The following is a 16,931-nucleotide window of genomic DNA, read 5'->3' on the forward strand; positions in this document are numbered from 1 at the left end:
CCGTCCTCCGCTGCGTCATGAAAGCCGCGCAGTGGAACGAGGACATTCGCCAGCTCCAGCATCTGCGCCTGTTCCAGAACGTGGCCGCGGCTCACCTGCAGCAGTTGCTCAAGGATTTCCGCGCCTGCGAACTGGAGCGCGGGGAAATCCTGCTGTCGCCGTTCAACCGCAATCACTTCCTTTATATGGTTCTCTCCGGGCACCTGACGGTGTACCTGGGTTCGCTGGACAACCAGCCGGTGAGTACCCTGCATCCGGGGGACTGCGCCGGCGAGATCAGCTTCATCGACAGCGACCACCCTTCGGCATACGTCGTCGCCAGCGAACCGACCACCGTGCTGCGCCTGCACCGCGAGGCGCTGATCGGCCTGTTCGAGCACTCACCGCAAGTCATGCAGAATCTCCTCACGGTCCTGTGCGAGCGGGTGCGCGAGGGTAACCGGATCATTCTCGACACCGAGCAGAACGCCAACATCGACACCCTCACCGGGCTGTTCAACCGACGTTGGCTGGAGCACATCTACGATCGCGAAAGCACGCGCTGCGCGTTCAATGAACAGCCCATGTGCATGCTCATGCTCGATGTCGACCACTTCAAGAACTACAACGACGAACACGGCCACCTGGCCGGCGACTATGCGCTGTGCCTGGTTGCCCACACCCTGCGCAGCCAGCTGCGGCCCAAGGACAGCATGGCACGCTACGGTGGAGAGGAGTTCGTCATCCTCCTGCCGGAGATCGCCATCGACGAAGCCCGGCGCATTGGCAATCGCCTGCGCCAGAGCCTGGAGCAGATCGCCTCCTTCTATTCGCCGGTGGGCGTGTTGCCCGGCGTTACCGTCTCCCTCGGCCTGGCCGAGATGGACATCCAGGAAAACCTGCCGAGCCTGATCCTGCGCGCCGACGGTGCTCTCTACCAGGCCAAGCAGAAGGGCCGCAACTGCCTCTGCGGCTGACCTCCCGCTGTACTTTCCCGTCTGTTAGATTCCATCCCGGCAAAACTCGAATAACAACAAAGCTGGGAAGCTGACATGCGCAAGCTGCTGATCGTTCTGCTCGTCCTGCTGGCCGTTGGCCTGGGAATCTTCTTCAACCTGCCGGGCTACATGGACCGGAAGATGAATACCGTGGCCAGCCCGCCGCCCTACCCTGCTTCCCCCGAGGCCCAGGCGCTGCACCAGAGCCTGTTCGTCGCCGACCTGCATGACGACGCCCTGCTCTGGGATCGCAACCTGCTGGACCGCCACAACCACGGCCACACCGACCTGCCTCGCCTGATCGAGGGCAATGTCGGCCTGCAGGTGTTCTCCACCGTCACCAAGACCCCACGCGGCCTGAACTACGAGAGCAACAGCGCCGACAGCGACAACATCACCCCGCTGATCATCGCCCAGCGCTGGCCGGCGCGGACCTGGAACAGCCTGCTGGAGCGCGCCCTCTATCAAGGCGAGTTGCTGGACAAGGCCGCCGCCGACAGCCAGGGCAGGCTCACCCTGATCCGCAGCCGCGAGGACCTGACCCGCTACCTCGCCGCCTGGCAGAAAGACCCGAAACAACTCGCCGGCGTGCTGGCCACCGAAGGCCTGCACCCGCTCGAAGGCAAGCTGGAAAACATCGACCGCATGTACGACGCGGGCTTTCGCATCATGGGCCTGACCCACTTCTTCGATAACGAGGTCGGCGGCTCCGCCCATGGCCTGAAGAAGGGTGGCCTGACCGAGTTCGGCCGCCAGGTCATCCCGCGCCTGGAAGACAAGAAGATGCTGATCGACCTGGCCCACGCCTCGCGCCCGCTTATCGACGACGTGCTGGCCATCGCCAGGCGCCCGGTGATCGTTTCCCATACCGGCGTCGCCGGCACCTGCCCCGGCCCGCGCAACCTGACTGACGCCCATCTGCGCGGCATCGCCAATACCGGCGGTGTAATCGGCATCGGTTACTGGGACGGCGCAGTCTGCGAAACGTCGGTGAACGCCATCGTCAAGGCCATGCGCTACGCCGCCGACAAGGTGGGCGTCGAGCACATCGCGCTGGGTTCGGACTTCGACGGTGCAGTGAATGCCCCCTTCGACACCACAGGTCTGGCGCAACTGACCCAGGGCCTGGCGAAGGCCGGTTTCAGCGACCAGGACATCGCTGCGATCATGGGTGGCAACGTGCGCCGCCTGCTGCTGGAGAACCTTCCGTAGCCCAAGTCAATGGGCAGGATGCCCGCGGCACTTCGCCCTGCGGGCATCTTGCATTACACTGGCGGCCGTTCATTCCTTAACCAACACGAGACAGCCGTGCTCAAAGCACTCAAGAAAATCTTCAGCAAGGGCGACGGCGAGCAACCCGTAGCCACGCCAGCGGCCCCCGCTCCCGCCGCAGAAAAGCCCGCCCAGAGCGGTGAGAAACGTCCGCGCAAACCGCGTAGCCCGCGCCCGCCCCGCGAAGCGGCCGATACAGCCGATGCAGCCGAGAAGTCGGCCCGCGGCCCGAAGAGCGACAAACCCCGCGCCGAGCGTTCCGACAAAGGTGAACGCGGCGAGAAACGCGAGCACGCTCCGAAGCAGGAGCATGCCAAGGCCGAAGGCACCGACAAACCCCGCGAGCCGAAACCGCGCCGCGAGCGCAAGCCGCGCCCACCGGTGGTGGACAACTGGAAGCTGGAAGACTTCGTGGTCGAGCCGGCCGAAGGCAAGACGCGTTTCCACGACTTCAACCTCGACCCGCGCCTGATGCATGCCATCCATGACCTGGGCTTCCCCTACTGCACGCCGATCCAGGCGCAGGTACTGGGCTTCACCCTGCGTGGCCAGGACGCCATCGGCCGCGCCCAGACCGGCACCGGCAAGACCGCCGCGTTCCTCATCTCGATCATCACCCAGCTGCTGCAGACCCCGCCGCCGAAAGAGCGCTACATGGGCGAGCCGCGTGCGCTGATCATCGCGCCGACCCGCGAACTGGTGGTGCAGATCGCCAACGACGCCATCGGCCTGGCCAAGTACACCGGCCTGAACGTCATGAGCTTCGTCGGCGGCATGGACTTCGACAAGCAGCTGCGCACCCTGGAATCGCGTTTCTGCGACATCCTGGTCGCCACCCCCGGCCGCCTGCTGGACTTCAACCAGCGCGGCGAGGTGCACCTGGACATGGTCGAGGTGATGGTGCTGGACGAGGCCGACCGCATGCTCGACATGGGCTTCATCCCGCAGGTCCGCCAGATCATCCGCCAGACCCCGTACAAGGGCGAACGCCAGACCCTGCTGTTCTCCGCCACCTTCACCGACGACGTGATGAACCTGGCCAAGCAGTGGACCGTCGACCCGGCCATCGTCGAGATCGAGCCGGAGAACGTCGCCAGCGATACCGTCGAGCAGCACGTCTACGCCGTTGCCGGCAGCGACAAGTACAAGCTGCTGTACAACCTGATCGCGCAGAACGACTGGACCCGCGTGATGGTCTTCGCCAACCGCAAGGACGAGGTGCGCCGCATCGAAGAACGCCTGACCAAAGACGGCATCAGCGCCGCCCAGATGTCTGGCGACGTGCCGCAGCACAAGCGCATCAAGGTCCTGGAAGGTTTCCGAGAAGGCAAGATCCGCGTCCTGGTCGCCACCGACGTTGCCGGCCGCGGCATCCACGTCGACGGCATCAGCCACGTGATCAACTTCACCCTGCCCGAAGATCCGGACGACTACGTACACCGCATCGGCCGTACCGGCCGCGCCGGCAGCACCGGTACTTCGATCAGCTTCGCCGGCGAGGACGATGCCTTCGCCCTGCCGCCGATCGAGGAACTGCTGGGCCGCAAGATCACCTGCGAAATGCCGCCCACCGAGCTGCTCAAGCCGGTACCGCGCAAGCACTGATCGAGTACTGCACCACAAGAAGGCGAAGCCCCTGGGCTTCGCCTTTTTTGTTTCCATCGACGTTACGTCCGGTGACGCCACCTCCTCTCCCCCGCTCACCCCCAAGCCTATCCACGCACCAGAGCCTCGGGTTTTTCCCGCCGGACCCGCTGGGACGACCGTACGGGAATCCGCGCAAACAATGGCACCGCGCCATCTTCAGCCAGGAAATCAGCCCCGCCCCGGCCATTTCTGATCAGTTTTATTTACAGACGTAAAAAAATTCGCACGCTTCTTGCAAAGCACGCGAGAACAATTCCAAGAACTCGTCGGAATCCTCCCATGCCCTTGCGCGCCAAACTTGCTCTGAGTTTCCTCTCGGTCGGCCTGATCCCCGTGCTGGTGATGGCCATCGTGGTCTATCTCCAGGCCAGCCGAGCCCTCGAAGAACAAAGCCTGAACGCCCTGGAGGCGGTCGCCAGCATCAAGCAGCGGCAGCTGATGGACGCGTGGAAGGCCCGTAACGACCAACTCAGCAGCCTCGCCACCAACCTGGGCAGCAACTACGCCGGGCTGGACAGCGAATCCCTGGTGACCACCGCCAACTACGACCGCCCGGTGTTCGAGAACTTCATCAAGACCTTCGGCTACCGCGAGCTGCGGCTGGTCGCTGGCGACGGCAAGGTGGTGTTCAGCCTCGGCCGCGGCGTCGATTACCAGCAGAACATCGGTGATCCGCAGTGGCGCGACACGCCGTTCGGCCTGTTCATCCGCAAGGCACTGGACAGCGGCAAGGCCAGCATCAGCGACCTGGAGCAGGCGCCCAACGACCAGCAGCCAGTGCAATGGCTGGCCGCGCCGATCAAGGACAACGGCAAGCTGCAACTGCTGCTGGTGCTGGAACTGCCGCTGGCGGCAATCAACGAAGTGATGCAGAACCGCCAGGGCCTGGGCGACGACGGCGAGACCTACCTGGTAGGCGGCGACGGCAGCCTGCGCTCGGACTCGGTGCGCTTCGCCGACCACCACGTACGCCGCGACAAGGAAAGCCCCACCGCGCTGCCCGGACAGGCCATCGAGAAAGCCCTGGCCGGTGAACAGGGGCGTCTTACCGAAGCGGGCCTGAGCGACGAGCCGGCACTCAAGTCCTTCGTCCCGCTGAACCTGGACGGCCTGCACTGGGCACTGGTGGCGGAGATGGACCAGGCCCAGGCTTTCGCTCCGGTACGCAAACTGATGTGGCAGATTCTCGTGCTCGGCCTGCTGACGCTGGTGGGCGTGGCAGCCGGCACCTGGCTGGTCAGCCGCAGCGTGATGCGCCCTCTGGGCGGCGAGCCGGCCAGCATGGCGGCCCTCGCCCAGCGCCTGGCCAGCGGCGAACTCAAACTGAGCGACGACGCCAGCGCCAGCAGCGGCCTGATGCAGGCCCTGCGCGAGATGACCGTGGCCTGGCGCCAGGTCGTCGAGCGCCTGCGCCAGGCCAGCGAGGCCGTGGGCGATGCCAGTGGCGACATCCTCGACGCCGCCGGACGCACCAGCAATCACCTCGACCAGCAACAGGAAGCGTTGGAAATGGTGGTCAGCGCCGTCGACCAGATGGCCGCCACCGTGCAGGAGATCGCTGGCAGCGCCAGCCGCAGCGCGGATGGCAGCGCCGCCGCGCGGCAGGCCTTCGTCGCCATGCAGGGCACCCTGCAGCACATGATCGGCCGCCAGGACCAGTTGCTGGTCGGCCTGCGCCAGGCCGACGGCGTGGTACAGACCCTGGCCGGCGAGAGCCAGCAGATCGGCTCGGTGCTGGACGTGATCCGCTCGATCGCCGAACAGACCAACCTGCTCGCGCTCAACGCCGCCATCGAAGCCGCCCGCGCCGGCGAAGCGGGTCGTGGATTCGCCGTGGTCGCCGACGAGGTGCGCAGCCTCGCCCAGCGCACCCGCAGCGCCACCGACGAGATCGTCGCCATCGTCGGCAGCCTGGGCGACTCATCCATCCAGGCGCAGTCGAGCATGAGCGGCGCCAGCGAGCAGGCCCACACCCTGGAACAGGACACCCAGGCCGTGATCGAAGCCCTCGGCGCGCTGGACGACTCGCTGCAGGGCGTGCACGCCATGGCCTTCCAGATCGCCGCCGCTGCCGAACAGCAGGCCGCGACGACCCAGGAAGTGAATCAGCACATGCACCGCCTGAGCGACATGACCGTGGAAAACCGCAAGACCGCTGCGCACACCCGTGATTGCGGCGAGCACCTGCGCCGCGTGGCCGGCAGCCAGGAGGAGTTGGTGGCGCAGTTCAAGCTGTAACGCCCCCTGTAGGAGCGAGCTTGCTCGCGAACCGCGCGGCACCGGAGCCTCCGGCAAAATGCGTTCGCGAGCAAGCTTGCTCCTACACGGCGCTCATCCGACCACTCGCCCTTGCTGATCAAGACAACAGAGTCCAGAATGGAAAAATAAATCCATATCTGGAGTTTCGCCATGTCCGCCGCCACACCTTTCACCCTCAACCAGGCTGACGCCGAACGCCTGCTGGAACAGGTCGACGTGCTCCAGGCGATGCGTGACATGTTCGTCGAACTGGCTGGCGGCAGCGCCGTGCAACCCGCGCAGCAACTGGTGGAGTTCCCCAATGGCGGCGGCGATTTCATCAACTACCTGGGCGTGCTGGCCTCGCAGAAGGTCTATGGCGTGAAGACTTCGCCGTACATCGTGCGCCAGCCCAAGTCGCTGGTCACCGCCTGGAGCCTGCTGATGTCCATGGAAAGCGGCCAGCCGCTGCTGCTGTGCGACGCCGGCAGCCTGACTACGGCGCGCACCGCCGCCACCACCGCCCTGGCGGTACAGGAACTGGCCCGCCCGGACGCCAAGCGCCTGGCCATCGTTGGCAGCGGCCCGGTCGCTCGTGCGCACCTGCGCTATGTAGCAGGCCTGCGCGACTGGCAGAGCATCCGCGTCTATTCGCCGAACCTGAACGCCGGCGTGCTGGCCCAGTTCGGCGCTATCGATTCCCGCGCCGAGCCGGCCACCAGTGTCGAGTCCGCCGTGGCCGATGCCGACGTCGTGCTGCTGTGCACCTCTTCCGGTACCCCGGTGCTCGACCCGGCGATCCTCGGCAAACCGGCGCTGATCACCTCCATCAGCACCAACGTCGCCCGCGCCCATGAAGTGCCGCCGCAATCGCTGGCGCAGATGGATGTCTACTGCGACTACCGCGCCACCACCCCGGCCTCCGCCGGCGAGATGCGCCTGGCCCGCGACGAGCACGGCTGGGACGGCGCCATCCACGGCGACCTGCCGGAACTGGTCAGCGGCCAGGCCGCGAAACCGGACTACCAGCGCCACGCCTTCTTCCGCTCCATCGGCCTGGGCCTGGAAGACGTCGCCCTGGCCAATGCGCTCTACCATCTCCAGACCACCAAAGCCTGAGCCGGGGACGAACATGATCGAAGTCGACTTCCTCATCATCGGCGGCGGCATTGCCGGCGCCTCCACTGGTTACTTCCTCTCCCGCCACGGCAAGGTCGCCGTGCTGGAGCGCGAGTCCCACGCCGGCTACCACTCCACCGGCCGCTCGGCCGCGCTCTACACCGTCGCCTATGGCACGCCGCAGGTACGCGCCCTGACCGCTGCCAGCCGCGCCTTCTTCGACACCCCGCCCGAAGGCTTCGTCGAACACCCGATCCTCACCCCGCGCGGCGAGATGACCGTGGATTTCGAAGGCAACCCGGAAGAGCTCCGGCGCCAGTACGACAGCGCCCTCGCCAGCGTGCCGGAAATGCGCCTGCTGGATGCCGATGAAGCCTGCGCCATCGTGCCGGTGCTGCGCCGCGAGAAAGTCCACGGCGCGATGCTCGACCCCAGCGCCGCCGACATCGACACCGATGGCCTGCTGCAAGGCTATCTCCGCGGCGTCCGCCGCAACGGCGGCAGCGTTCAACTCGATAGCGAAGCCCTGGAAATCAGCCGTATCGACGACGTATGGGAAGTACGCTGCGCACAGCAGACCTACCGCGCGCCGGTGCTGGTCAACGCCGCCGGCAGCTGGTCCGACAAGATTGCCGAACTTGCCGGTGCCACGCCCCTGGGCCTCACGCCCAAGCGCCGCGCTGCTTTCCTGTTCAGCCCGCCCGAGGGTGTGGACAGCCACGCCTGGCCGGTGCTGGTCAGCCTGGACGAATCCTTCTACTTCAAGCCTGACGCCGGCATGCTGCTCGGCTCGCCGGCCAACGCCGACCCGGTGGAACCCCACGACGTGCAGCCCGAAGAGCTGGACATCGCGATGGGCATCTACCAGATCGAGGAACACACCACGCTGAGCATCCGCCGCCCGAGCCACACCTGGGCCGGCCTGCGCTCGTTCTTCGCCGACGGCGACCTGGTGTCCGGCTACGACCCGACCACGCCCGGCCTGTACTGGGTCGCCGGCCAGGGCGGCTATGGCATCCAGACCTCGGCGGCGATGGGTGAAGCCAGCGCCGCGCTGATCCGCCATGAAGCGCTGCCCGAGCACCTGACCCGCCACGGCCTGAGCGCCGAGATGCTGTCCCCGGCGCGCCTGCTGACCAAGTGAGCCGCCAGTCGTGACAGCCTGCGGGCGCTTGCGGCACACTCGCCAGCGCCCGCCCATCGCCCGCCTCTTCGCCCTCGAGAGCCTTGCCCATGACCACCGCTGATCCGCTGGACAACTACAAGGCCATTGCCGACGCCATCGCCGCGCTGTTCTTCCCCCACGCCGAAGTGGTCATTCACGACCTGCGCAACCAGCGCGTGGCCTATCTGGCGAACAACATCTCCAAGCGCGAGATCGGCGACGACTCGGCGCTGGAGGACATGCTCGAAGGCGGCCATGACGAGCGCAACATCGGCCCCTACGAGAAGCTCAACTGGGACGGCCAGAAGATCCGCTCCATCAGCACCGTGCTGCGCGACGCCAAGGGCGAGCCGCTGGCGGTGCTGTGCATCAACCTCAACATCACCCTGTTCGAGACCGCCAAGGCGGCGTTGGACCTGTTCCTGTCCTCGAGCAAGATCGTGCCGCAACCCGATGCGCTGTTCCGCGATGATTGGCAGGAGCGCATCAATACCTTCCTCCATGCCTGGTTGCGGCAGCGCCAGCTGAGCCTGTCCACCCTCAGCCGCGACCACAAGCGCGAGCTGGTCCTGGCGCTGCATGCGGAGGGCGCATTCAAGGGCAAGAGCGCGGCGAACTATGTGGCCAACGTGCTGAACATGGGGCGGGCGACGGTGTACAAGCACCTGAAGGAGTTGAAGGAGGAGGTTTGAGCCGACTTCTTCCCGCGCTTTTGCTCCGGTTCGCGAGCAAGCTCGCTCCTACAGGTAGCCGGAACGTGCAGCGCGCTTTTTGTAGGAGCGAGCTTGCTCGCTGTGAGCTAGTGGAAGTATTGGCACAGGGCTGGAGGAAGCCGGAAGAAACCGGAAGACACCGGAGAGCCCCGGATAATGGGGCCTCCCCGGATATGCCCTGCTGAGTAGTGCCAAAGCTGGCAAGCAGGGCGAACGGATAAAACTAGCGGGGTAATTGGCATACCCCATGGCAACGCGATCAGATCAGCCAGCCGCCCGCCCAGACCGCACGACCCACGATCTGCAACTCAGCCAGGCGATCCTTGGGAACCGTCATGGGCTGATAGTCCTTGTTGTGGCTAATGATCAGCACAGAGCCATCGAACTGGCGCTGCAGGCGCTTCGCGTACAGGTGGTCATCCAGGAGGATGACGTAGACAGCTTCTCCTTCAAGGCTGTCACGACTCAGGTCAATCATGACGGTATCGTCATCATTGATAAGGCCGAGCATCGAGTCGCCGTCATTCCGTAGGCATGCCAGGTTCGCGGGGTTGAGGCCCTTCTTCCGCAGCGAATAGCGCGTAAATGCCAGGTTGGTGAGCACCTTGGCCCGCTCGTTCCAAGCGCCGTGGCCCGCACTGCAACGTGCGTCATAGAGCGGGATGAACGCATAGGCGCCGTCCGCGTCCGGCTCGGGTTGAGCAACCGGCGCGCCCTGCGTCGTAGCTATTCCATTGGGCTGCATGGCGCCCTGCCCGGTGGCGATCCAATCCAATGAGGCGCCATTTCCATAGGCCAGCCTTGCGAGCGAGTCGAAAGCTGGCGCCCCTTCTTCTGCAATCCATCGCTGAAGCGTCGAGAGCGATACGCCAGCCGCTGCAGCTGCCGCTTTACGCGACACATACAGGTCCGCTACCGCCCCGATCCTGGTTCCGAATCCCGTAAACGGGAACGGAACTGGACGATCATCCTGCGCAGTCAGTTCCGATTGTTCGTAAGGCATTGATTTATAAGACTCTATTCCTGTTTTTGGGTATGAAACTTCCGAATGTGGAATCGGAACGTCTCACTTATGGGTTTACCTATTCCCAAATACGGGCTATGTTTGTGCCGTAAGTCACGTTAGACATCCCAAAAATGCCACTCAAGGGTGGCAGTGAGACGTCAGGTATGAACACAGCCGAGATTCCAAACGACATTTCCCAGCGCTGGGAGTGGATCAAGTACCAGCTCCGCGCCAAGGGCTCGTCGCTAGCCATTCTGGCTCGCGAACTAGACCTCACCGGCTCAGCGGTTAAGAACGCCAAGCGGCGCCCGTACCCACACGTCGAGCGCGCTATCGCCCAAAAGCTTGGGCTCCAAACCATGGAAATTTGGCCGGAGCGCTGGGCCTCCAACGATGAGCCTTACCGGCAGCGCCCAAACCGCGCGGAAAGCGCTGGGGCAACGCGCCAAAAGCATAACGCAGGTTGTGCCGAAGGGCACCGTAAAACCGGAACGGAGGCTTGAACATGCGTCACGGAAAAGACGACCGCACGATTGACATTGATTTTGACGTGCCCCAGCCGAAGCTGATTACGGCCTGCGACTTCCGGGTTCAGGTTAGCGAAATCGTCAGCGAGATGTTGGAAAGCGCCAAGGGCTGCGGACACGGCCGCACTGACGTAGCGGCCCAAATGTCCCGCCTTGCTGGTGAAGACATCAGCAAGGCAATGCTTGACGCCTGGTCCTCTCCCGCTCGGGTTGACCACAACCTGCCTTTCTACCGCGCCGCGCTCCTGGAGGAGGTCTGCGGTGGCCACCGCCTTTCTGACCTGATCGTTTCGGTGAGAGGCGGCCGCGTAGCCTGGGGGCGGGACGCACTTCTGGCCGAACTGGGCCGACTCGAAAGCGTCCGCGATGAAGCCGGCCGCCTCGCCCGCGCCTTGCGCCGCCAGATTGGGGGTGCCCAATGACTCGCCTGCTGAGCATCCAGAAGAGCCTGCTTGACGACCTGTGCGCCGCGACTGAGTTCTATAACGCGACTCAGGATCAAGCCAAGGAAGAAACCAAGGAGGCCGCACGCACGTGGCTTGCTAGCTCCGCTCTGAAGCTCGGTGAAGCCCTGCTCGCCCAAGATGCGGCAAGCGAGGCTCCCCATGCATAAGTGGTTTACCGCCAGCGAACTGGCCGGGCTCCCCGGACTGCCGGGCACTGAGCGCGGGGTCCTCAAGTTGGCCAAGCGCGAGGGCTGGGAAGGACAGCGCCGACTTGGGTCGAAGGCCGTGGAGTACAGCTTCGCTGCGCTGCCGAAGGAATCCCAGTCCGCCTTGCTAGTTCGCCTTGTAGCCGATCAGCAGAGCGCACCCTCTCAGCAGGTGGTCCCCGTACAGGCCAATCCAGCGCCCAAGCGTGACGCTATTTCTGCGTCACGCTTAACCGATGATCAGCGCAACGTCATGAGTGCGCGCATCGCCTTCGTGCGTGAAATCGAGCGCATGAGCGGTATGGTCAGCCAGCAGCGGGCCATCGAAACGCTCGTTGCCCTGGCGCGCGATGGACAACTCAGCCCGTACTTGGCCGGCAAGGCGGCGCAAGCAAACGACCGCAAGACAGCAGAACGTACCCTGTCCGAGCGGACCCTCAAGCGTTGGCTTAGCGACTACCGCAACGGTGGCGAGGTGGCGCTTGCTCCCGCACGCCGCAAACCGGACATGGGCGTACCCGACTGGGCGCAGGCTTTCCTGCGTCACTTTCAGCGGCCGACTAAGCCCAGCGTCGAAGCGGCTTATGCCGAATATGCCGCGAAATGCGAAGGCAACCGCCCCAGCATTCACCAGGTCCGCCGCTTCCTCGACAAGCTGTCGCCAGAAGCGCGTGAGCAGGGGCGCCGTAGCCCGCAAGAACTTAAGGCTCTGCAGGGCTTCAAGCGCCGCGACACCAAGAACCTGATGCCGGGCGATGTCTATACCGCCGACGGCCACAAGTTCGACGCCGAGGTCATCAACCCCCGCACCGGCAAGCCGTACCGCCCGGAAACGACCACTGTCCTGGACGTGGCGACTCGGCGCGCCATGGGCATCTCCATCGGCGAAGCCGAGTCCACCGTGGGTGTGCTCGATGCGCTGCGTGATGCCATCCAGCGCGGCGGCATGTTCGCCATCTTCTATGTGGACAACGGGTCGGGCTTTGCCAACGACACAGTGCGCGAGGTGGTCGACCGCTTGGGCGGCACCATGACCCACGCGCTGCCCTACAACAGCCAGGCGCGCGGCCTGGTCGAACGTGCGCACCAGTCCATTTGGGTGACGGCGGCGAAGAAGCTGACCAGCTACATCGGCGCCGATATGGACAAGCACGCGGGGACCGCTGTGCACCGCATCAGTCGCAAGCAACTGCGCGAGTCGGGGGCCACGCGCCTGATTCCGACCTTCGCGGAGTTCATAGCCGGCGTCGAGTACGAACTGGAGCAGTACAACAACCGCCCGCATCGTGGACTGGCCAAGATTCGCGACCCGCAGAGTGGCAAGCCCCGCCACATGAGTCCGAACGAAGCATGGGAAGCCGCCATTGACGGTGGCTGGGAACCGATGATGGCGCCCGCCGAGCTGGTACAGGACCTGCTGCGTCCCCAGGTCGTGCGCCCGACTCGTCGCGGCGAAGTCACCTGGGCCAATCAGCGTTACTTCCTCCAGGACCTAGTGGCCCTGCACCAGGAAGAAGTCCGAGTCGCCTACGACGTGCGTGATGCTTCCCGCGTTTGGGTTCGCACCCTGGAAGGTGTGCTGATCGGCGAGGCCCTGCTCGATGGCAACGCCAGCGACTACATGCCCAAGACCATGCTGGAACAGGCCTACGAGCGCCGCGAGCACGGCCAGATGAAGCGCTCCATCAACAAGTTGGAGACGCTCACCGGCCGCCGTGTCGAGCTGATCGCCACGACCGATGCCCCGAGCCGTGAGCTTGCCCCTGAGCAGCTTGCTGACGCTCGCCAGACCGCCCTGGAGCTGATCTCTGACGAGCCGGCCTTCGTCTTGCCTGACGACGACATGGCCCGCTATCGCCTGTGGAACCGCCTGGCCGCCCGCCGCGATGCCGGCCACGCCTTAACCGCAGCAGAAGCCGCGTGGCTGGAGAGCTACGCCGACAACCCAAACCTTGATTCGATCCGCCGCACCTTCGAGTTCGTCGCGACCACCGCATAACCAGACGGCCGCATGAGAGCGGCCAAGGAGTGAGCAAAATGAGCAACGCCAAAATCGCACCGCTGACCAACGTGGGCCTGCTGTCCAGCGCCATCGACCGCGCACTGCAACGCCCGCTGGGGCTTCCGGGGCTGGTGGCCATGTACGGCGCATCAGGCCTGGGCAAGTCGGTATCCGCCGCAGTCGCCGCCAACCGCCACCGCGCCTACTACGTGGAGTGCCGCGATACCTGGACGAAAAAGGCGTTCCTCCTGGCGATCCTGCGTGAAATGGGGCTCGTTCCCAGTCGAACCCTGAGCGAGATGGTGGACCAGGTGGCCGAGCAGCTGACCCTTTCCGGTCGCCCGCTGCTGATCGACGATGCCCAGTACCTGCTGGACAAGGCCATCGCCAACGTCATCACCGACATATACAACGCCAGTCAGGGAACCATCGTGCTGATCGGTGAAGAGCGCGTGCCATCCAGCCTGGCCAAGCTGGAGCGCCTGCACAACCGCGTCCTGGAGTGGGTTCCCGCTCAGCCCGCCACGCTGGACGACCTACGCACCCTGGCCGAGACAGCCTATCCGGGCCTGGAGATCGAGGACGAGCTGCTCGATGACCTGCGCCGCAAAGTTCGCGGCTGCCTGCGCCGGGCAGCGGTGAACCTCTACCGCATCAATACCGAGGCCCAAGCCCACGGCGTCAACAGCTTCGGCATGGCCCTGTGGGGTAATCGTGGCTGGTTTACCGGCGAAGCCCCGGCAGCGCGGAGGGCTTAAAGATGGCCCGCAAACCCATCCACCTCGCCATGACCGGCGGCAAGCTGCCACGCCAGCACATGTGGGAAGCCCTCCGCTCGCTGTCTCGCGACCCCAAAGGTCTAACCACCTACAACGTGGCACGTCTCTCCAGTCAGGATGACGAAGCCGTGAGCAGCTACCTGCGGGCGCTGAAAAAGGCCGGCATCGTCGAGCACCTGGAGTCCCTGGGGAAGCGCAATGCGCGCTGGAAGCTCACCCGTGACGAAGGCGCCGAAGCGCCCCGTGTGAACAAGAGTGGCCAGCGCGTCCCGTCTTCCGCCGTCGAGAACGTCTGGCGCACCCTGCGCATTCTGGGCTCGCTGAGCGCAACGGAGGCGGCGGAACACGCCAGCGTCAACGGTGTGACCATGACCGAGCTGGCTGCCCGCACCTACCTGCAAGGGCTGACCCTGGCCGGCTACGTCACCCGCACCGATGGTACGCCAGGCAAGCCTGCCCGCTACCACCTGGTCCGCCAGCGATACACCGGCCCGCAGCATCCGGTCTATCAGCGCAGCACCTTCGAACAGGTCTACGACCCGAACCTAGACCAGGTGGTGTGGAGCAAAGACGTACCGGATAGCCCCGAGCTGTCCGGTCTGAGGCTCGAAAAGGCGCGTCTGGAAAAGCTGCTGGCGGACCTGTGCGCGGCTGCCAAGCCAGTTGGCCGGCTGGCTGATCGGATGGTGGCTCAGTTCCACAGCGCCGACAGCGAGCGCGCCGAGGGCATCGAGGTGCTGCGCCTGTTCAACGACCTGGTGCGTGAGGTGCACGCATGAATGCCCGCGTCGATCTGTCCGCCTGGGGTGAGCAGCCCCCGCAATGGGTCTGCCTGCTAGCCGCCGAGGTCGAGCAGACCAACCGCACCCGTGCCGGTGAGCGCATCGGCATGAGCCGCTCTGCCGTCAGCTTGGTGCTCTCCAACCGCTACCCCTCGCCGAGTACTTCCGCTGTCGAGCGCCGCGTTGTGGCCGCACTCGGCGCGATGGAGTGCCCGGCTCAGGGCGAGGTGATCGGCCTGATCGAGTGCCAAAGCTACCGCGAACGCAAGGCACCGACGCACAACCCGCAGGCCATGCAGCAGTGGAAGGCCTGCCAGCACTGCGCCCACAACCCCAACTGCGCCAAAGCCCTGGAGGCGAGCCATGCAACCCAGCACTAAAGCTCCCCTGAAAGTCCTGACTCCACACCTGGCTAACCGCCTGAAGACCTTCAACGACGCCGCACGGGAGTTGCAGCGCCTGGGCATCCGTATGCACGCCATTGACCCCGTGGCCTACCGCCTCGACGTTAGCCCCGAGGACGGCCGCCGCCTTCTTGGCCTGCAGAAGGTCTGCGGCTACCAGCGCCACGCCTCTGCGGGGAGCACCCGTTACAGCGCGCTGTTCCAGGGTGTGGAAGTCACCTGGTCCGAACCGATCAGCTACCGCGACTTCGCCAGCCCCGCCGCCATCGACCTAACCCTGCATTGATCCCAAGGAGCAACCATATGAACGCAACTGCAATCCCCGCCGGCTACCGATACGACGCCCAGCGCCGCCTGGTTCACGAAGACATGATCAAGCCCATCGACCGGGAGCGCGACGAGCTAGTGCTGGAGCTTGTCGACAAGGCCAAAGCCCTGAACAAGGCTTTGGCCGATTTCAAGGTGAGCGCCTTCGGTGATGTTGCCGCCTTCGTGGACCTGTCCGTCGAGCAGTACGGAGTCAAACGTCGCGGCACGAAGGGCAACGTCTCTCTGCTGTCCTTCGACGGGCGCTACAAGATCACCAAGGCGGTGCAGGAATCTATTCGGTTCGATGAGCGACTTGTTGCCGCGCGCGAGCTGATCGACGCATGCCTGCTCGAATGGACCGAGGGCGCTCGCCCCGAGGTGGTCGTGCTCATCAACGACGCTTTCCGGGTAGACACCAAGGGCGAAATTCGCACCGCCCGAGTCTTGGCGCTGCGCCGCCTGGATATCAAGGACGAGCGCTGGAAACAGGCGATGGACGCCATCGGCGATGCCTGCCAAGTAGCCGGCTCCAAGGACTACATCCGGGTCTATGAACGGGTCGGAGATAGCGACCAGTGGAAAGCCCTCTCGCTTGATATCGCGGGGGTTTGAGATGCAGCGCTACCACGACACTCAGACTGACCCGTTACCGCTGCGCTCGCCATACCACGAAGCCGAGCGGCAGCGCCTGGAGCAACTGACCACCGACTTTCTCGCCCAGGGCGGCGAGATTCAGCAGGTCGGCCACCAGATGCGCGACAAGTACACCTTTGTCCTGAACCCCGCCAGGAGCCCGGTCTACGCCCACCTGTTCGAGCAGCCGGCCCCGGCGCCGGAGGCCCCGCCCGTGGAACGTCCGCTAACCGCGCAGGCCAAGCCCGAGCGGGCAACCCCGGCTCCGCTGCTCGATGCACGCACGTTGGCAGCCCGACTCATTGTCCAGGCCGCGCTGGGGGCCGCTCCCGGCCAAGCAGCCAAAGCGGTGGGAATTGGAGAGAAGCACGCCCGCCAGATCATCCGCGATTTCAACATCAAGTTTCACCGCCAGCGCTGAGGGAATCACATGGCCAAAGTCACTATCACCCTGGAAGACACCCCGAGCGGTATGTCGCTCGACATGCGCCGCACCGCGTCAGGTGCCCGCGAGCACCTGGGGGGGACACCCGCGCAGCTCACCTCCATCAAAGTGCTGGAGCTGATCAACTTCGAAATGGCCCTGCAGGCGATCCCGATTCATCGGCAGCAGAGCAGCAACGCCGTCCACTGAGCGAAACCACCCCGGTGAGGCCGGGATGGTCTGCCCAGCGTGGTGGCTGGGTACTGATGAGCAGCCAAGGAA

The 16,931-nt window shown here is 64.9% G+C and carries 19 protein-coding genes and 1 other RNA gene; 19 read left to right on the forward strand and 1 reads right to left on the reverse strand.

Annotation, left to right across the window (positions count from 1 at the left end; all coding sequences use genetic code 11):
- The first annotated feature begins 17 nt into the window (after window positions 1–17).
- From ACNFH5_RS04975 to ACNFH5_RS05005, 7 genes are all read left to right on the forward strand, one after another.
- A complete protein-coding gene (locus ACNFH5_RS04975; RefSeq protein ID WP_416744595.1) occupies window positions 18–956 on the forward strand; it encodes a GGDEF domain-containing protein in 939 nt (312 codons plus the stop codon).
- 75 nt (window positions 957–1,031) lie between these two features.
- Window positions 1,032–2,189, forward strand: a complete 1,158-nt coding sequence (locus ACNFH5_RS04980) for a dipeptidase (RefSeq protein WP_416744596.1) — start codon at window positions 1,032–1,034, stop codon at window positions 2,187–2,189.
- A gap of 96 nt (window positions 2,190–2,285) precedes the next feature.
- Entirely contained in the window at window positions 2,286–3,854 is a 1,569-nt protein-coding gene (gene rhlB, locus ACNFH5_RS04985; protein WP_416744597.1) for an ATP-dependent RNA helicase RhlB, read from the forward strand.
- A gap of 321 nt (window positions 3,855–4,175) precedes the next feature.
- Entirely contained in the window at window positions 4,176–6,134 is a 1,959-nt protein-coding gene (locus ACNFH5_RS04990; RefSeq protein ID WP_416744598.1) for a methyl-accepting chemotaxis protein, read from the forward strand.
- 171 nt (window positions 6,135–6,305) lie between these two features.
- The gene (locus tag ACNFH5_RS04995; RefSeq protein WP_416744599.1) at window positions 6,306–7,253 is read left to right on the forward strand and encodes an ornithine cyclodeaminase family protein; all 948 of its coding nucleotides are present in this window, start codon (window positions 6,306–6,308) and stop codon (window positions 7,251–7,253) included.
- Between the two features lie 13 nt (window positions 7,254–7,266).
- The gene (locus ACNFH5_RS05000) at window positions 7,267–8,397 is read left to right on the forward strand and encodes an NAD(P)/FAD-dependent oxidoreductase (protein WP_416744600.1); all 1,131 of its coding nucleotides are present in this window, start codon (window positions 7,267–7,269) and stop codon (window positions 8,395–8,397) included.
- 89 nt (window positions 8,398–8,486) lie between these two features.
- Window positions 8,487–9,110 carry a helix-turn-helix transcriptional regulator gene (locus ACNFH5_RS05005; RefSeq protein ID WP_416744601.1) on the forward strand — a complete coding sequence of 208 codons (624 nt, stop codon included), beginning with the start codon at window positions 8,487–8,489 and terminating at the stop codon, window positions 9,108–9,110.
- A 280-nt stretch (window positions 9,111–9,390) separates the two neighbouring features.
- On the opposite strand, the gene ACNFH5_RS05010 is transcribed toward ACNFH5_RS05005, so the two are convergent.
- On the reverse strand, window positions 9,391–10,134 hold the full coding sequence (locus ACNFH5_RS05010) for a LexA family transcriptional regulator (RefSeq protein ID WP_416744602.1): 744 nt from the start codon (window positions 10,132–10,134) through the stop codon (window positions 9,391–9,393).
- Window positions 10,135–10,301: 167 nt separating this feature from the next.
- Here ACNFH5_RS05010 and ACNFH5_RS05015 point away from each other — a divergent pair, with 167 nt between their 5' ends.
- From ACNFH5_RS05015 to ACNFH5_RS05070, 12 genes are all read left to right on the forward strand, one after another.
- Window positions 10,302–10,640 carry a helix-turn-helix domain-containing protein gene (locus ACNFH5_RS05015; RefSeq protein ID WP_416744603.1) on the forward strand — a complete coding sequence of 113 codons (339 nt, stop codon included), beginning with the start codon at window positions 10,302–10,304 and terminating at the stop codon, window positions 10,638–10,640.
- Window positions 10,641–10,642: 2 nt separating this feature from the next.
- Complete coding sequence (locus ACNFH5_RS05020; protein ID WP_081516491.1) at window positions 10,643–11,086, forward strand: hypothetical protein; 444 nt, start codon at window positions 10,643–10,645, stop codon at window positions 11,084–11,086.
- Window positions 11,083–11,277, forward strand: a complete 195-nt coding sequence (locus tag ACNFH5_RS05025) for a hypothetical protein (protein WP_416744604.1) — start codon at window positions 11,083–11,085, stop codon at window positions 11,275–11,277. Before ACNFH5_RS05020 ends, ACNFH5_RS05025 begins: the two co-directional genes overlap by 4 nt.
- On the forward strand, window positions 11,270–13,315 hold the full coding sequence (locus tag ACNFH5_RS05030) for a DNA-binding protein (protein WP_416744605.1): 2,046 nt from the start codon (window positions 11,270–11,272) through the stop codon (window positions 13,313–13,315). Before ACNFH5_RS05025 ends, ACNFH5_RS05030 begins: the two co-directional genes overlap by 8 nt.
- 38 nt (window positions 13,316–13,353) lie before the next feature.
- The gene (locus ACNFH5_RS05035; protein ID WP_081516494.1) at window positions 13,354–14,076 is read left to right on the forward strand and encodes an AAA family ATPase; all 723 of its coding nucleotides are present in this window, start codon (window positions 13,354–13,356) and stop codon (window positions 14,074–14,076) included.
- A gap of 2 nt (window positions 14,077–14,078) precedes the next feature.
- Window positions 14,079–14,876, forward strand: coding sequence for a hypothetical protein (locus tag ACNFH5_RS05040; RefSeq protein ID WP_416744606.1), 798 nt, complete (start codon window positions 14,079–14,081; stop codon window positions 14,874–14,876).
- On the forward strand, window positions 14,873–15,259 hold the full coding sequence (locus tag ACNFH5_RS05045; protein ID WP_416744607.1) for a hypothetical protein: 387 nt from the start codon (window positions 14,873–14,875) through the stop codon (window positions 15,257–15,259). Before ACNFH5_RS05040 ends, ACNFH5_RS05045 begins: the two co-directional genes overlap by 4 nt.
- Window positions 15,243–15,569: a hypothetical protein gene (locus ACNFH5_RS05050; RefSeq protein ID WP_416744608.1), complete on the forward strand. Its 327-nt coding sequence runs from the start codon at window positions 15,243–15,245 to the stop codon at window positions 15,567–15,569. Before ACNFH5_RS05045 ends, ACNFH5_RS05050 begins: the two co-directional genes overlap by 17 nt.
- Window positions 15,570–15,586: 17 nt before the next feature.
- Window positions 15,587–16,204, forward strand: coding sequence for a DUF3164 family protein (locus ACNFH5_RS05055; RefSeq protein WP_416744609.1), 618 nt, complete (start codon window positions 15,587–15,589; stop codon window positions 16,202–16,204).
- 1 nt (window position 16,205) lies between these two features.
- Complete coding sequence (locus ACNFH5_RS05060) at window positions 16,206–16,646, forward strand: hypothetical protein (RefSeq protein WP_416744610.1); 441 nt, start codon at window positions 16,206–16,208, stop codon at window positions 16,644–16,646.
- A gap of 9 nt (window positions 16,647–16,655) precedes the next feature.
- Window positions 16,656–16,859 carry a hypothetical protein gene (locus ACNFH5_RS05065; protein WP_416744611.1) on the forward strand — a complete coding sequence of 68 codons (204 nt, stop codon included), beginning with the start codon at window positions 16,656–16,658 and terminating at the stop codon, window positions 16,857–16,859.
- Window positions 16,858–16,929: hammerhead ribozyme type II (locus ACNFH5_RS05070), an RNA gene on the forward strand. The genes ACNFH5_RS05065 and ACNFH5_RS05070 overlap by 2 nt, the downstream gene beginning before the upstream one ends.
- The last annotated feature ends 2 nt before the right edge of the window (window positions 16,930–16,931 follow it).

Origin of the sequence: Pseudomonas sp. NY15435 (assembly GCF_048068295.1) — a bacterium.
Classification (GTDB): Bacteria; Pseudomonadota; Gammaproteobacteria; order Pseudomonadales; family Pseudomonadaceae; genus Pseudomonas.

Coding starts and splice junctions, on each gene's coding strand:
- ACNFH5_RS04975 (WP_416744595.1), top strand. CDS start 18: ATGAAAGCCGCGCAGTGGAACGAGGACATTCGCCAGCTCCAGCATCTG.
- ACNFH5_RS04980 (WP_416744596.1), top strand. CDS start 1,032: ATGCGCAAGCTGCTGATCGTTCTGCTCGTCCTGCTGGCCGTTGGCCTG.
- ACNFH5_RS04990 (WP_416744598.1), top strand. CDS start 4,176: ATGCCCTTGCGCGCCAAACTTGCTCTGAGTTTCCTCTCGGTCGGCCTG.
- ACNFH5_RS04995 (WP_416744599.1), top strand. CDS start 6,306: ATGTCCGCCGCCACACCTTTCACCCTCAACCAGGCTGACGCCGAACGC.
- ACNFH5_RS05000 (WP_416744600.1), top strand. CDS start 7,267: ATGATCGAAGTCGACTTCCTCATCATCGGCGGCGGCATTGCCGGCGCC.
- ACNFH5_RS05005 (WP_416744601.1), top strand. CDS start 8,487: ATGACCACCGCTGATCCGCTGGACAACTACAAGGCCATTGCCGACGCC.
- ACNFH5_RS05010 (WP_416744602.1), bottom strand. CDS start 10,134: ATGCCTTACGAACAATCGGAACTGACTGCGCAGGATGATCGTCCAGTT.
- ACNFH5_RS05015 (WP_416744603.1), top strand. CDS start 10,302: ATGAACACAGCCGAGATTCCAAACGACATTTCCCAGCGCTGGGAGTGG.
- ACNFH5_RS05020 (WP_081516491.1), top strand. CDS start 10,643: ATGCGTCACGGAAAAGACGACCGCACGATTGACATTGATTTTGACGTG.
- ACNFH5_RS05025 (WP_416744604.1), top strand. CDS start 11,083: ATGACTCGCCTGCTGAGCATCCAGAAGAGCCTGCTTGACGACCTGTGC.
- ACNFH5_RS05030 (WP_416744605.1), top strand. CDS start 11,270: ATGCATAAGTGGTTTACCGCCAGCGAACTGGCCGGGCTCCCCGGACTG.
- ACNFH5_RS05035 (WP_081516494.1), top strand. CDS start 13,354: ATGAGCAACGCCAAAATCGCACCGCTGACCAACGTGGGCCTGCTGTCC.
- ACNFH5_RS05040 (WP_416744606.1), top strand. CDS start 14,079: ATGGCCCGCAAACCCATCCACCTCGCCATGACCGGCGGCAAGCTGCCA.
- ACNFH5_RS05045 (WP_416744607.1), top strand. CDS start 14,873: ATGAATGCCCGCGTCGATCTGTCCGCCTGGGGTGAGCAGCCCCCGCAA.
- ACNFH5_RS05050 (WP_416744608.1), top strand. CDS start 15,243: ATGCAACCCAGCACTAAAGCTCCCCTGAAAGTCCTGACTCCACACCTG.
- ACNFH5_RS05055 (WP_416744609.1), top strand. CDS start 15,587: ATGAACGCAACTGCAATCCCCGCCGGCTACCGATACGACGCCCAGCGC.
- ACNFH5_RS05060 (WP_416744610.1), top strand. CDS start 16,206: ATGCAGCGCTACCACGACACTCAGACTGACCCGTTACCGCTGCGCTCG.
- ACNFH5_RS05065 (WP_416744611.1), top strand. CDS start 16,656: ATGGCCAAAGTCACTATCACCCTGGAAGACACCCCGAGCGGTATGTCG.